General features: G+C 69.3%; 13 protein-coding genes. 5 read left to right on the top strand and 8 right to left on the bottom strand.

Going from position 1 to position 13831, the window contains the following annotated elements; all coding sequences use genetic code 11:
* The first annotated feature begins 34 nt into the window (after positions 1-34).
* Entirely contained in the window at positions 35-1072 is a 1038-nt protein-coding gene (locus tag BM060_RS16355) for a L,D-transpeptidase (RefSeq protein WP_074981033.1), read from the top strand.
* A gap of 80 nt (positions 1073-1152) precedes the next feature.
* Entirely contained in the window at positions 1153-1893 is a 741-nt protein-coding gene (locus BM060_RS16360) for a murein L,D-transpeptidase catalytic domain family protein (protein WP_074981035.1), read from the top strand.
* Between the two features lie 417 nt (positions 1894-2310).
* Here BM060_RS16360 and BM060_RS16365 read toward each other — a convergent pair whose 3' ends face one another.
* Genes BM060_RS16365 through BM060_RS16380 form a run of 4 tightly spaced genes read right to left on the bottom strand, consistent with a single transcriptional unit; the run spans position 2311 to position 7101 of the window.
* On the bottom strand, positions 2311-3192 hold the full coding sequence (locus tag BM060_RS16365) for an efflux RND transporter periplasmic adaptor subunit (RefSeq protein ID WP_074981037.1): 882 nt from the start codon (positions 3190-3192) through the stop codon (positions 2311-2313).
* A 13-nt stretch (positions 3193-3205) separates the two neighbouring features.
* Positions 3206-3406 carry a DUF1656 domain-containing protein gene (locus tag BM060_RS16370; RefSeq protein WP_074981174.1) on the bottom strand — a complete coding sequence of 67 codons (201 nt, stop codon included), beginning with the start codon at positions 3404-3406 and terminating at the stop codon, positions 3206-3208.
* 4 nt (positions 3407-3410) lie between these two features.
* Positions 3411-5591 carry an FUSC family protein gene (locus BM060_RS16375; RefSeq protein WP_074981039.1) on the bottom strand — a complete coding sequence of 727 codons (2181 nt, stop codon included), beginning with the start codon at positions 5589-5591 and terminating at the stop codon, positions 3411-3413.
* Position 5592: 1 nt separating this feature from the next.
* Positions 5593-7101 carry an efflux transporter outer membrane subunit gene (locus BM060_RS16380; protein ID WP_083426788.1) on the bottom strand — a complete coding sequence of 503 codons (1509 nt, stop codon included), beginning with the start codon at positions 7099-7101 and terminating at the stop codon, positions 5593-5595.
* Between the two features lie 198 nt (positions 7102-7299).
* On the opposite strand from BM060_RS16380, the gene BM060_RS16385 reads away from it, so the two are divergent.
* Positions 7300-8238, top strand: coding sequence for a LysR family transcriptional regulator (locus BM060_RS16385; RefSeq protein WP_074981041.1), 939 nt, complete (start codon positions 7300-7302; stop codon positions 8236-8238).
* A 132-nt stretch (positions 8239-8370) separates the two neighbouring features.
* A complete protein-coding gene (locus BM060_RS16390; protein WP_074981043.1) occupies positions 8371-9345 on the top strand; it encodes a 2-hydroxyacid dehydrogenase in 975 nt (324 codons plus the stop codon).
* A 169-nt stretch (positions 9346-9514) separates the two neighbouring features.
* On the opposite strand, the gene BM060_RS16395 is transcribed toward BM060_RS16390, so the two are convergent.
* A complete protein-coding gene (locus BM060_RS16395) occupies positions 9515-10414 on the bottom strand; it encodes a DMT family transporter (protein ID WP_074981045.1) in 900 nt (299 codons plus the stop codon).
* A 137-nt stretch (positions 10415-10551) separates the two neighbouring features.
* Here BM060_RS16395 and BM060_RS16400 point away from each other — a divergent pair, with 137 nt between their 5' ends.
* Positions 10552-11448, top strand: coding sequence for a helix-turn-helix domain-containing protein (locus BM060_RS16400; protein WP_074981047.1), 897 nt, complete (start codon positions 10552-10554; stop codon positions 11446-11448).
* A gap of 191 nt (positions 11449-11639) precedes the next feature.
* Here the strand turns inward: BM060_RS16400 and BM060_RS16405 are convergent, their stop codons facing one another.
* From BM060_RS16405 to BM060_RS16415, 3 genes are read right to left on the bottom strand one after another with little or no spacing between them, the layout of a single operon-like run.
* Positions 11640-11963, bottom strand: a complete 324-nt coding sequence (locus BM060_RS16405; RefSeq protein WP_074981049.1) for a DUF3325 domain-containing protein — start codon at positions 11961-11963, stop codon at positions 11640-11642.
* Complete coding sequence (locus BM060_RS16410; protein WP_074981052.1) at positions 11963-13492, bottom strand: PepSY-associated TM helix domain-containing protein; 1530 nt, start codon at positions 13490-13492, stop codon at positions 11963-11965. Before BM060_RS16410 ends, BM060_RS16405 begins: the two co-directional genes overlap by 1 nt.
* Positions 13489-13782, bottom strand: coding sequence for a DUF3649 domain-containing protein (locus BM060_RS16415; protein WP_009619068.1), 294 nt, complete (start codon positions 13780-13782; stop codon positions 13489-13491). Before BM060_RS16415 ends, BM060_RS16410 begins: the two co-directional genes overlap by 4 nt.
* Between the last annotated feature and the right edge of the window lie 49 nt (positions 13783-13831).

The raw sequence follows: 13831 nt of genomic DNA on the forward strand, positions 1-13831 counted from the left end.
AGCTGCGAGGACGCCCGCGCCTCGAAGGAATACGATGAAGATCCTGTCTTTCGTCCTGCTGCTGTTCAGCCTGGTCGTCCTCCCCGCCGAGGCCAACTCCGGCCACGCCTCGCCGCTCAACGACCTGCAGGCGGCGCTGAAGAAGCTCAAGCCCGGGCAGTTCCTCTGGTACCCGGAGATTTCCCCGCAGGGCCCGGTCACGGTGGTGGTCAGCCTCACCGAACAGCGCGCCTACGTGTACCGCAACGGCATCGCCATCGGCGTGGCCACGGTCAGCACCGGCAAGCGCGGCAAGGAAACCCCCACCGGCGTGTTCACCATCCTGCAGAAGAAGGTGGAGTACCACTCCGACCTGTACGACAGCGCGCCCATGCCCTACATGCAGCGCCTGACCTGGGACGGCATCGCCCTGCACGCCGGCAACCTGCCCGGCTACCCCGCCTCCCACGGCTGCATCCGCCTGCCCATGGCCTTCGCCAAGAAGCTCTACGAGGTCACCGGCTTCAGCAACACCACGGTGATCATCTCCGACGCCAAGAGCTCGCCGGTGGAGGTCTACCACCCCGGCCTGCTAGCCCCGCAGGTGAGCGAAGGCAAGGCCAGCGGCCCGGCCAGCCCGGCGGTGGAACCCTACTGGAGCGACCCGGGCGAAACCCTCGGGCCGATCGCGGTGCTGATCAGCCGCGCCGACCGCCGCGCCTACGTGTACCGCGGCGGCACCCAGATCGGCAGCGCCCCGGTGGCCCTCGACAACCCCGGCGCGCGCACCGGCGTGGCGGCCTTCTCGCTGCTGGAGCGGCCCAGCCCCGAACAGCTGGCCAGCCCTAGCCCGAACCTGCGCTGGAGCGCGGTGCAGGTGAGCAACCCGCAGGCCGGCCTGACGCCCGCCGAACAGCTCGGCCAGTTCAGCATGGACGCGCACTTCCTGCACTCGCTGCTGCTGGCCATGGACGTCGGCAGCACCCTGGTCATCACCGACCTGCCGTCCAGCCGCGAGACGCGCAGCAACCCGGACTTCACGGTGATCACCACCAACGACCGACAAGCGGTACCGGCATCGATCAAAAAATAGGCGAGAATCCCCCCAATTTCGCGCACTTGCATGCGCAATCGAAAACAGACCTTAGGAAGTGACAAAGGGGGAACGGCGCCATGCCGTCCATATCCACCGTCTGGGGGAAACTCCGGCCGCTGCTCGCCGTGGGCGCGCTCTACGCGCTCGGCAGCAGCCTCGCCCAAGCGGCGCTGCCCAGCGCCGAGGAACTCCACCGCCTGGCCCCGGCCACCAACCTGCAGGCCCTGCGCCTGGCGCTCAGCGCCTACCAGTGCGCCAACGCCGCGCAACTGGGCGGGCGCGACGAACTGCTGACCGTCATCGACTACTCCAAGGCCTCGCGCGACAAGCGCCTGTGGGTGTTCGACCTGCAGCGGCGCAAGCTGCTGTTCGAGGAGTGGGTGGCCCACGGCAAGAACAGCGGTGACGACCTCGCCACTTCGTTCTCCAACCGTCCCAACAGCTACCAGTCGTCCATCGGCCTGTACCAGACCGGCCAGACCTACCGCGGCAAGCACGGCCGCTCGCTGCGCCTGCTGGGCCTGGAACCGGGCTTCAACGACAACAGCGAAGAACGCGCCATCGTCATGCACGCGGCAGCCTACGCCGATCCCAAGGTGGTCCCCGGCCTCGGCCGCCTGGGCCGCAGCCAGGGCTGCCCGGCGGTGCGCCCGCAGGTGGCGCAGAAGCTGATCGACACCCTGCAGAAAGGCAGCTACGTGTTCGCCTACTACCCGCAGCAGGAATGGCTGAGCAACTCGCAATTCCTCGCCGGCGCCAGCTGCAGCGTGGCCAAGGCGCAGAACCTGGGGCGCGGCGCTACCCTGGCCAAGCGCTGAGGCGGTTGGATCAGCGCCGAAACGCTCTTGGTATCTTCGTAGGAGCGAGCTTGCTCGCGAACCGCATGGCACCGCGTTTGTTCGCGAGCAAGCTCGCTCCTACGAGAAGCTGTGCCCGCCCACGCCATTCCATGTAGGAGCGCGCCCTGCGCGCGATATCGCGGGCAGGGCCCGCTCCTACAGGTTGCCGGGAAACACGGTATTCCTCCCCCGTAGGAGCGGACCTTGTCCGCGATAGCCGGAGGTTCCGGCTCGGTTCGCGGATAAGATCCGCTCCTACGCTGCCCCACCTACGCCATTCCATGTAGGAGCGCGCCCTGCGCGCGAATCGCGGGCAGGGCCCGCTCCTACAGGGCCTCCGCCGGGAAAAACGAACGGGGGCCGAAGCCCCTGTTTTTTACCTGACGCGCATTGCGCTCACTGCGCCGTCGCGTCCTGGCTGCCCGGGTTGACGATCACCGTGGTGGTGATGCCCGCCGCCAGCAGCACGCCTTCCGGCACTTCGTCGATGTGGATGCGCACCGGCACGCGCTGGGCCAGGCGCACCCAGTTGAAGGTCGGGTTGACGTCGGCGACCAGTTCGCGGCTTTCCGGGTTGTCGCGGTCGTAGATGGCGCGGGCGATGCTTTCCACGTGGCCCTTCAGGCGCTGGCCGCTCATCAGCTGCAGCTCGGCCGGGTCGCCCACGGCGATGTGCGGCAGCTTGGTTTCCTCGAAGTAGCCGTAGACCCAGTAGGAGTTCTCGTCGACCAGCGCCATCTTCGCCTCGCCGGTGCGGGCGTAGTCGCCGCGGTGCACGTTGAGGTTGGTCACGTAGCCGTCCACCGAGGCGCGCACCTGGGTGCGCTCCAGGTTCAGCTTGGCGGCGTCCAGCGCGGCCTGGGCCTGCTGGTAGTCGGCCTCGGCGGCGGCGGCGGTGTTGCTGGCGTCGTCCAGGCTCTCGCGGGACACCACTTCGTTGTCCATCGCGGCGCGGCGCTTGGCGTTGAGCTGGCGCATCTTCAGCGTGGCCAGGCGCGAGGCGACCTGGGCCTCGGCCTGCTTCACGGCGATGCGGTAGTGGTCGGGGTCGATCTGCATCAGCAGGTCGCCCTTCTTCACCTGCTGGTTGTCGCGCACCGGCACGTCGACCACCACGCCGGACACGTCCGGGGCGACGTTGATGATGTCGGCGCGCACGCGGCCGTCGCGGGTCCAGGGGGTGTCCATGTAGTTCACCCAGAGGGTGCGGCCGATGAACACGGCGATCACCAGGATGATCAGGGTCGCCAGCAGGCTGAAGACGGATTTCAAGGTCATGGGAACTGGCTCGTTATCGGTAGACGGTCAGGGACAGGCCGCCGAACAGGCAGGCGAACAGGCACACGCGGAACAGCGCCGGGTGCCAGGTGAAGCGGTACAGGCCGATGGAGGCGAAGATGCGGTCGATGACCCAGCAGATCACCGCCGCGACCACGAAGAGCGCGGTGAGGGTCGGCATGTAGACGCCGTGGAAAGCGATTTCCCGCGGCAGGTCGTCAAGCGGCATGGCTGGCGTTTCCTTGGCTGGCATCACGCAGCGGCGACTGCGGGTCGAGCAGCGTGGTGCGGATGAAGTGCAGGTAGCTGACCACCCGGCGCAGGGGCGAACTCTCGAAGTCCGGCGCGCACGGCTCCTCGGTGGCCTTGGTGGTGAGGATGGCATGTTCCACGGCGGCCAGGGCGCGCTCGCGGTTGGCCTCGCCCGGCTGCACGAACAGGCGGATCAGCGCGCGGCCCATGCTGCGGATGGCCTGGCGCCAGGGCATGGCCTCGGCGTAGCAGGGCTCGTCCGGCAGACGCGCCTGTTCGTTGCGCAGCTCGATGATGGCGTGGCCCACCTCCAGCACCAGGAACATCCAGCGCAGCAGGCCGCGCTGCACGTCCGGGCGCCGCGCGGCGACGCCGTAGGCCTGGTTCATCAGGTCGCGGGTGCGGCTCTCGAAGGTGGCCTCCAGGCCCGCGCTCTTGCCGCTGATGGCCTCGACCACGCGCATGCGCAGGTCCTTCTCCAGGCGCCGCCACAGCCAGGCGCTGGTGGGCGGCAGCAGCACCGCCACCACCAGCGCCGCGCAGCTCTGCGACAGCACCAGGGCGATGTACTCGTTGAGCATGCGCCCGGCGTCGTAGACGGTCATGTTGGCCGGGATGGCGCCGAAGCTGAAGAACACCAGCAGGCCCAGGCCGTAGCCGCCGTAGGCCGGCTTCACCGAGAGGAAGGCGCCCAGGGCGAACACCGGCGCCAGGGCCACGCACAGCAGCGGGAAGCCATCCAGGTGGGGGAACACGAAGAAGGTCTCGGCGAAGCCCAGGATGGCCGCGAAGAAGGTGCCCACGGCCATCTGCATGGCCAGCTTGGCGGGGTCCGGCACGGCCGAGACCAGCGCCGCCACGGCCGCGGCGTTAAGCACGAAGGTGCTGCCGCTGGGCCAGGCGGTCTCGATCCAGAACAGGCCGAACACCAGGATCATGAGGGTGGTGCGCGCCCCGGCGACCAGCGAGCCGACCAGGTTGGCCTTGGGCGAGAAGCCGAACTTCCAGTTCTCCCGCTCGTGGTGGTGGTCGGCCAGGGAGGCGTGGGTCAGGGCGTAGTTGTGCAGGTCGGCCACCAGGCGGTAGAGCAGCTCGGCGGCGGTGTTGAAGTCCAGGCGCTCGCCGACCTCCTCGACCTGTTCGCGCACCGCGGCGCGGGCCTCGCGGATGCGCTGCATCAGGCGCTGGCGGCGCATTTCCAGCTGCTCGGCCAGGGCCGCGGCGTCGCGGTCCAGCAGCGGCTTGCCCTTCCACGGCCCGAGCACTTCGCGCAGCTCGTCCAGGCACGGCTCCAGGGCTTCCAGCACGCGCTCGCCGCCCTGGCTGCGCAGGCGTTCGAGCAACTGGTGCAGGGCGTGGTAGCGGGTGGTCAGGACCATGAACTCGTTGTTCAGGCGCGCCAGGCGGCCGCTGCGCAGGCGCATGTGCGGGTCTTCGAAGCGCGTCGCGCTGCGCAGCGCCTCCAGGCCCACGGCCTGGGACACGAAGTTGACGTTGGCCGCCTCGAAACGCTGGCGCTGGCCGCCGCCGAGGTTGTCGAGGACGAACCAGGCGAAGGCGCCGAAGCGCTGGTACAGGGCGTTGCGCATGGCCGCGGCGGAAGTCTGCGGCAGCACCACGGCGCTGACCACGGTCGAGCAGAGGATGCCCAGGCTGATCTCCAGCACCCGCCATACCGCCGACATGAAGGCGGCTTCCGGGTGCAGGGTGGCCGGCAGGCCGATCAGCGTCGCGGTGTAGCCGGCCAGCACGCAGGCGTAGGAACGGAAGTCGCGGTAGCGCGCGGCGCCGGCGGTGCAGGCGCCGACCCACAGCGCCACCACCAGCAGGAACAGCACCCGCTCCTGGGCGAACACCGCGATCAGCGCCACCATCACCGTCAGCCCGACCAGGGAGCCGAGGATGCGGTAGAAGCTCTTGGCGAACACCTGGCCGCTCTGCGGCTGCATCACGATGAACACGGTGATGGTCGCGGTGCTCGGCTGCGGCAGCTCCAGGCGCATGGCCAGCCACAGGGTGAGCATGGCGGCGGTCAGCACCTTGGCGACGTAGACCCAGGTCACGCCGTCGCTGCGCGCCCACTCGAAGAAGGCGCGGCGCACCTCCTCCAGCGGCGAGCGGGTTTGCAGAGCTTGGCTGCTGGCCATCTCAGCGCTCGCTCAGCGGCCGCACGGAGACGGTCTCGGGGACCATCCGGTGCTCGCCCGGCGCGTCCTTGGGCGCCATCAGGCCGCCACCCAGGGCCACCACCAGGCCGGCGTGGGTTTCCAGGCGCGCGGCCTGCACCTGCTGCAGGGTCAGTTGCTGCTGGAACAGACGGGTCTGGGCGTTGAGCACGTGCAGGTAGTCGGTCAGGCCGCCGCGGAAGGCCTTGGCGGCGATGTCGTAGGTCTTCTGCGCGGAGGCCACCGCCTGCTCGGCGAGGGTCTGCTGCTTCTCCATCGAATGGGTGCGGATCAACTGGTCGGAAACGCCCTTGAGCGCCTGCACCAGGGTCTGGTTGTACTGCGCCACGGCGGCGTCGTAGCCGGCCGACTCCTGGCCCAGCTGGGCGCGGCGGCGGCCGCCGTCGAAGATCGGCAGGGAGATCGCCGGGCCCGCGCTGTAGGTGAACTTGCGCGCGGTGATGAACTCCAGCATGCCACCGCCCACGGCGCTGTAGCCCAGGCTGGCGATCAGGTCGACGTTGGGATAGAACTCGGCGCGGGCCACGTCCACGCCCTTGGCCTGCGCGGCGACCTTCCAGCGCATGGCGACCACGTCCGGACGGCGGCCGACCAGCTCCAGCGGCAGCGCGCTGGGCAGCCCCGGCTGCTTCGCCAGGGCCAGCTTCGGCCGTCCCAGCGCGGCGCCGGCGCCCGGGCCCTTGCCGGCCAGGGCGGCGATCTGGTTGCGCGACAGCGCGATGGCTTCCTCGATGGCGTCGATCTTGCGCTTGGTCTCCGGCAGCGGCACCTCGGCCTCGCTGACCTCGAACTGGGTGCCCAGGCCCCCGGCCAGGCGGCGCTGGGCCAGGGAGAGAATCTGTTGCTGCTGTTCGAGCATGGCCTCGGCGATGTCCAGCTCGGCGTACTGCAGCGACATCTGGATGTAGGCGCGGACGAGGTTGCTCTCCAGCTCCAGCTGGGCCATGCGCGCCTCGGCGGCGGTCATGTAGGCCACGTTCATGTAGCGCTCGGTGTTGCTGCGCTCACGGCCCCAGAGGTCGAGGTTGTAGGAGAAGCCCAGGGAAGCGTTGTTGTTCCAGCTGGTGGTGTCGGCCAGGTCGCCCGGGCCGTAGAAATAGTCGGTGGGCCACTTGTGACGGGTCAGCGAGGCATCCGCGCTGACCTGCGGCGACTCGGCGGACTCGGCCACCCCGGCCATCGACAGTGCCATGCGCACCCGCGCCTCGGCCTCGGAAAGGCTCGGGCTGTTATCCAGGGCGGTTTGCACCCAGGTGTTCAACTGCGGGTCGCCAAAGGCGCGCCACCACTGCTCGGCCGGCCACTTCGCATCGCGGTTGGCGGACTGGATGGCGGCGTCGGTGGCCAGTTGGTCATTGCCCAGGCGCTGTTCCTGCGGGGCGATGCCATGGGTACTGATGCAACCGGCAATTGTTGAGAAAACGACAAAGGAGCCGACGAACGCCAGTCCTTTCACGAGGTGACGCGACACGGATGAGAGTCCTGGAGGGTGAACTTGCTGTTTAAGCGTAGAGGATGCCGAAGAAACCATTCAGGCGAGTAAATTCTAGGGAGACGGGACGAAACGGATAAGACGGCCAATTTGTGAATCTTTATTACCGATAATGAAATAATGCGGCCGGATGTCTCATGTGACAATAAGCCACCCTGTCGTTCCCGAGGGCTCCGAATGGACACTCTGCAAACCATGCGCGCGTTCGTCTGCGTGGCCGAGACCGGCAGCTTCACCGCCGCGGCCCAGCAGTTGGGCACCACCACCGCCTACGTCTCGCGCGCCGTGGCCAACCTGGAAACCCACCTGCGCGCGCGCCTGCTCAACCGCACCACCCGGCGCATCGCGCTGACCGAGGCGGGCCAGCGCTACCTGCTGCGCTGCGAGCAGATCCTCGCCTACGTCGAGGAGGCCGAAGCCGAGGCCGGCGACGCTCACGCCCGCCCCGCCGGGCGCCTGCGCGTGCACTCGATGACCGGCATCGGCCAGCACTACGTCATCCGCGCCATCGCCGGCTACCGCCAGCAGCACCCGGAAGTCAGCTTCGAGCTGACCATGGCCAACCGCGTGCCCGACCTGCTCGACGAAGGCTTCGACGTGGCCATCGTGGTCGCCACCGAGCTGCCCGACTCCGGCCTGGTGTCGCAGCGCATCGGCGAGACCTACAGCATCCTCTGCGCCTCGCCCTCCTACATAGAGGCCCGCGGCGCGCCGCGCACCCCCAGCGACCTGGTCAACCACGACTGCATGCGCCTGGTCAGCCCGGTTCTGGCCCTGGACAAGTGGCTGTTCGACGGCCCCAACGGCCAGGAAATGATCACCGTCGGCCCGCCGACCTTCCAGGTCAACGTCGGCGACGCCATGACCGAGGCCATCCGCTGCGGCATGGGCATAGGCGCGCTGCCGGTCTACTCGGCGCTGGAAGGCCTGGAGGACGGCTCGCTGGTGCGCGTGCTGCCGCACCACAAGCTGCAGTTGCTCAACGTCTACGCCCTGTACCCGTCGCGCCAGTACCTGGACGCCAAGATCAAGACCTGGGTCGGCTACCTGCGCGAGAACCTGCCCGGCGTGCTGCAGGCCGACGAGGCCGGCATGGCCCGCCCGCACCTGGCCTAGCCCGCGCTCGCGCGGCTTTGGCCGCGCGATAACCGCCCCGCATCCTCGCCGCCTGGGCCCCCGGGCTTGCCAAGGGCGGTGGCGGGGATGCTAGGGTTGCGCTCCCGTCTGTCAGTCGTTGCCTTCCCCACCATGAAAAAGAACGTCTTCGTCTTCAGCCGCCTGGCGCCCGAACACCTCGAACGCCTGCGCGCGCAATTCAACGTCACCGTGCTCGACCCGAAACTGGGTGACGTCGACGCCCAGTTCGCCGCCGCCCTGCCCCAGGCCCACGGCATGATCGGCGTCGGCCGCCCGCTGGGCGAGAAGCAGCTGGCCCAGGCCGGGCAGCTGGAAGTCATCTCCAGCGTCTCGGTGGGCTACGACAACTACGACCTGGCCTACCTGAACCAGCGCGGCATCGCCCTGACCAACACCCCGGACGTGCTCACCGAAACCACCGCCGACCTCGGCTTCGCCCTGATCATGGCCGCCGCCCGGCGCACCGCCGAGCTGGACGCCTGGACCAAGGCCGGGCAGTGGAAGCGCACCGTGGACGCGCCGCTGTTCGGCGTCGACGTGCACGGCAAGAAGCTCGGCATCCTCGGCCTGGGCCGCATCGGCGCGGCCATCGCCCGCCGCGGCCGCTTCGGCTTCAACATGGACGTGCTCTACCATGGCAACAGCCGCAAGCCGGAACTGGAGCAGGAACTGGGCGCGCGCTACTGCGGCTTCGACGAACTGCTCGGCGAGGCCGACTTCGTCTGCGTGGTGGTGCCGCTGTCCGACGCCACTCGCAAGCTGATCGGCAAGCGCGAACTGGAGCTGATGAAGCCCAGCGCCATCCTGGTCAACATCGCCCGCGGCCAGGTGATCGACGAAGCGGCGCTGGTCGAGGCGCTGCAGGAAAAACGCATCCTCGCCGCCGGCCTGGACGTCTACGAGAAGGAACCCCTGGCCGAATCGCCGCTGTTCGCCCTGCCCAACGCCGTGACCCTGCCGCACATCGGCTCGGCCACCCACGAAACGCGCCTGGCCATGGCCGAATGCGCGCTGGAGAACTTCGAGACGGCGCTGCGCGGCGAGCGGCCGAAGAACCTGGTCAACCCGCAGGTGTGGAAGGGCTGATCGCGGACGAAGTCCGCTCCTACAGGCCACGCCAGGATGTTCTTCGTAGGAGCGAGCTTGCTCGCGAACAGACTCCGCTGCGGGGCCCGTTCGCGAGCAAGCTCGCTCCTACGAGAAGCCGTGCGCCCCGTCCGCGATTGGATTCGCCGCCCCCCTGCACCGACGTAAATCACGCCCGCGCCACCTCCCCCACCGCAACCGGCTTCGGCTTGCGGAACACCAGCACGTTGCCGGCCATCACCAGCGCCAGCCCGGCCAGGGCCGGCGCGCTCCACTGGTAACCCTCCATGAACGCCGAGACGTTCAGCGCCACCACCGGGAACAGCACGGTGCAGTAGGCCGCGCGCTCCGGCCCCATGCGCCCGACCAGGGTCAGGTAGGCGGTGAAGCCGATCACCGAGCCGGGGATCGCCAGGTACAACAGCGAACCGACGTAGCGCGCGCTACTGTCGAAGGTGAAAGGCACGCCCTGCACCAGGCAGATCGCCAGCAGGATCAGCGCGCCGTAGAGCATGCCCCAGGCGTTGGTGCTCAGCGGGCGCAGCCCGGCCTTCTGCTGCAGGCTGGAGAGCAGGTTGCCGGCGGAGAAGCACAGCGTGCCCAGCAGCGCCAGGCCCAGGCCGTAGAAGGTCTCGCGGCTGGCGGCGTGGCCGGTCAGCTCCGGCCAGAACAGCAGGGCCAGGCCGAGCAGGCCCAGGGCGCCGCCGCCGGCGACGTTGGCGGCGATGCGCTGGCCGAAGAAGATGCGCGCGTTCAGCGCGTTCCACAGGGTGGCGGTGGAGAACACCACGGCGATCAGCCCGCTGGGGATCCACTGGCTGGCGGTGTAGAAGCACAGGAAGTTCACGCAGAACAGGCACAGGCCCTGGGCCAGGCACAGCGCCTGGCCACGCCGGCCCAGCGGCTGCAGGCGCCGCGACAGCAGCAGGATGGCGAACAGCACCAGCGCCGCCAGGGCGAAGCGGTAGGCGATGGACAGCGGGATGGCGACCTCGCCGACCTGCAGCTTGATGGCGATCCAGGTGGTGCCCCAGATGAGCACCGTGAGCAGGTAGAGCGACAGGTTCATGGCTGGCCTCCGGTCATGGGAGGCCAGTGTCTGCCCACAGGCAGGGGCGCCGCTTGCAGATTCTTGCGCTTATTGCGACAACCGGGCTGGCAACGCGCGTGGGCGCGGGTAGAGTGGAGGCCTGAAGGAGTCGCCCCATGTCCGCCATCGAACAACTACAGGTCTTCCAGTCCATGAACAGTTCGCCCAACGCCCGCCTGGAGCGTTGCGCCGAGCTGGGCGACGGCCTGTCCGCGGCCATGTGGAGCAACCGCCACGACGCCCGCGACTACCTCAGCCCCGACCACCACACGCTGTCCTGCTACCTGGCCGGCGGCACCGGCACCTTCCGCCGCGGCGCCCCCGGCGCCAAGGGCGCGCCGGACAAGCTGTGCATCATGCCGGCCGGCGAGGAAGCCTCGTGGATCGTCAACGGCGACATCCGCCTGGCGCACCTGTACTTCAGCCCGGAACGCTTCGCCCTGGGCTGCGTGCAGCTGCTCGACCGCGAACCGCGCGAGCTGCGCCTGCGCGAACACACCTTCCTCGACGACCCGCAGCAGGCCGCGCGCTTCCGCCAGCTGGTGCAACTGGACTGGAACGAGCCGGGCGAACGCCTGCACACCAGCAGCCTGGCCCAGGCCATCGTCGACCACGCCCTGCTCACCCAGGTCGGCCGCCGCGACGGCCTGCGCCTGAAGGGCGGCCTGGCCCCTGTCCTGCGCCGGCGGCTGTGCGACTACATCGAGCAGAACCTCGCCGAACCGCTCAGCCTGGGCGAGCTGGCAGCGCTGGCGGCGCTTTCGGAATACCACTTCGCGCGCATGTTCCGCGAGAGCTTCGGCATGCCGCCGCACCAGTACGTGCTGGCCCGGCGCCTGGCCCGCGCCTGCGAACTGCTGCGCCAGGGCAGCCTGGCGCTGAGCGAGATAGCCCTGGCCTGCGGCTTCTCCAGCGCCAGCCACTTCGGCAACCGCTTCCGCGCGGCGCTGGGGGCTACGCCGGGGGAATACCGCGCGGCGTTCGGCGCCAAGCTCGACCAAGGCTCGGCCTGATACCAAGGCCAAACGGCGGATAACGCGGAGCGTTATTCGCCCTACGCCAAGTCCGACCGTGACGTAGGGCGTATAACCGTTCGCGGTTATACGCCGTCTCACCTTGGCCACAGCTCACGCCAAGGTCGAACCCGGAGCGTCTTCGCCCTACGCCAAGCTAGACCGTGACGTAAGGCGCACGAGCCAACCTTTCACCCCAACACCGCCAACACCCCGCCCACCAGCGGCACCCCCGCCGCCGCCGGCAGCGTCAGGCGCGGCAGCCAGGCCAGCAGGGCCACCAGGGTGGTGGTGGCGAGCATCAGCAGGCAGGCCCAGTAGACCAGGCCCAGCTCGATGCCCAGCAGGTGGATGCAGTAGGCCAGCGCCAGCCCGCCGTCCACCAGCGCCACGCCGCGCAGCAGGCGCACGCGGCCTTCGCTGGGCGCGCTGCCGAACAGCTCGCGGTGGTGGCGGGCGAGGCCCAGGCAGGCGGCGGTCATCGCCAGCAGGTTGAGACCGAAGACCAGCAGCATCAGGCGTACTCCCCTTCCACGCGCTCACGACGGCGCGCCTTGGTTGCGGGCACCGGCGGGCGGCCCAGGCGCCAGGCCAGGGCGGCGCACAGCGCGCCGCTGAGCAACAATGCCAGGTCGACGCCGGCGAGCATCCAGTCGCCGCGGGCCAGGCTGCTGGTCAGGCGGCCCGGCTCGGGGCCGAACAGCCCCAGCAGCGGCAGGCCCAGGGCCAGCACGGCGGCGACCAGCGCCTGCTCGCGGGCGGTGCGGCCGCTGCCCTGGCGCCATGCCGCGTGCAGCAGCGCCAGCAGCCAGACCACCACGAAAGTGCCGGCTTCCCAGCGCTGGCGCTGGAGCAGTTCCACCGGCAACAGGCGCGAGGCCGCCAGCAGGCCCAGGCTGGCCAGCGGCAGGCCGCCGCAGACCGCGGCGTTGAGCGTGCGCACCAGGCCCAGGCCGCGGCTGCCGCGGGCTTCGCGCTTGGCCACCCAGACCTGCAGGCCGCCGAAGATCATCGCGCAGCCGGCCAGGCCCAGCAGCAGGTAGAGGATGCGCACCAGGGTGCCGCCGAACTGCGCCATGTGCAGTCCGGTCAGCCAGGCGTAGGTCTTGTAGCCGTTGCCGTAGGGCGGCTGCACGTGCAGCAGCGCACCGGTTCCGGCATCGAAGGACACGGTGCGCTGGTCGTTGACCATGCCGCGGTCCACGGCCCGGCGGATCTGCACCATGGAAGAGGCGTCGTTGGGGTGTTCGAGGTTGATCCAGCCCAGCCGGCTGTCGTCGCCCCACAGCTCGTGGGCGCGCTCGACCATGCGCGAGATCGGCTTCGGCGGCTTGGCCGGACGGCCCAGCTCCTCGCGGTCGAAGGCGTGTTGTACCTCGTGTTCGAAGCGCTCGAAATCGCCCTTGTAGGCGACCTTGATGCCGGCCTGCATGTACAGGGTGATGAAGATCACCAGCCCGGTGTAGGCCAGCAGCACGTGGAACGGCAGGCCAACCACCCCCAGCACGTTGTGCGCGTCGAGCCAGGCGCGCTGGCGCGCCGCCTTCGGCCGCAGGGTGAAGAAGTCCTTGAAGATGCGCCGGTGGACGATCACCCCGCTGACCATCGCCACCAGCATGAACATCCCGGCCACGCCGACGATGTAGATGCCCGGGGTGCCGGCGTGCAGGCCGTAGTGCAGGTCGAAGAAGAAGCGCCCGCCGACGGTCTTGGGCAGCTCCTCGCCGGTCTGGGCGTCGATCAGGAAGGACTGGAACTCACTGAGGTCGCTGGGCACCCAGCCGGCGGTCCAGTACGGCGCGCGCTCGCTGGGCGGCAGCATCCAGTAGGCATGGGCCTTGGGCGCGCGCTCGGCCAGCACGGCATGGACCTGGTCCACCCCCACCGTCGGCTGCGCCGCCTCGTGCAGTTGCGGCAGCATCCAGCGCGTCAGCTCCGCGTCGAAGCACGACAGGCTACCGGAGAAGACCACCACGAACAGCAGCCAGCTGACCAGCAGGCCGCTCCAGGTATGCAGCCCGGACATCGACTGGCGCAGGCTCATGGGCGGACTCCGAAATCGTGGGGCAGGAACGCGGCCAGCGCCAGCAGCGCGCTCAGCGCCAGCGGCACCAGGCAGGCGCGCCAGGTGCTGCGGGCGGCGAACACGTAGAGGATGGCCACCACCCAGACCATGAAGCAGCCCAGGCTGGCGAAGGCCACGCGGTCGGCGCGGGCCAGCGGCAGGTAGACGCTGAGGAAGGCGGTGCTGGTGTAGGCCAGGGCATAGCCGCCGAACAACGCTGCCAGGATGCGCGCGCTGAGCTGCGCGCCGAAGCGGCCCTTGCTGCTCATGGGCGTACCTCGGGCTGGAACGGCGGGAATCCGGACGGGTGCATGGCTG

Source organism: Pseudomonas citronellolis, assembly GCF_900112375.1.
Lineage (GTDB): Bacteria > Pseudomonadota > Gammaproteobacteria > Pseudomonadales > Pseudomonadaceae > Pseudomonas > Pseudomonas citronellolis.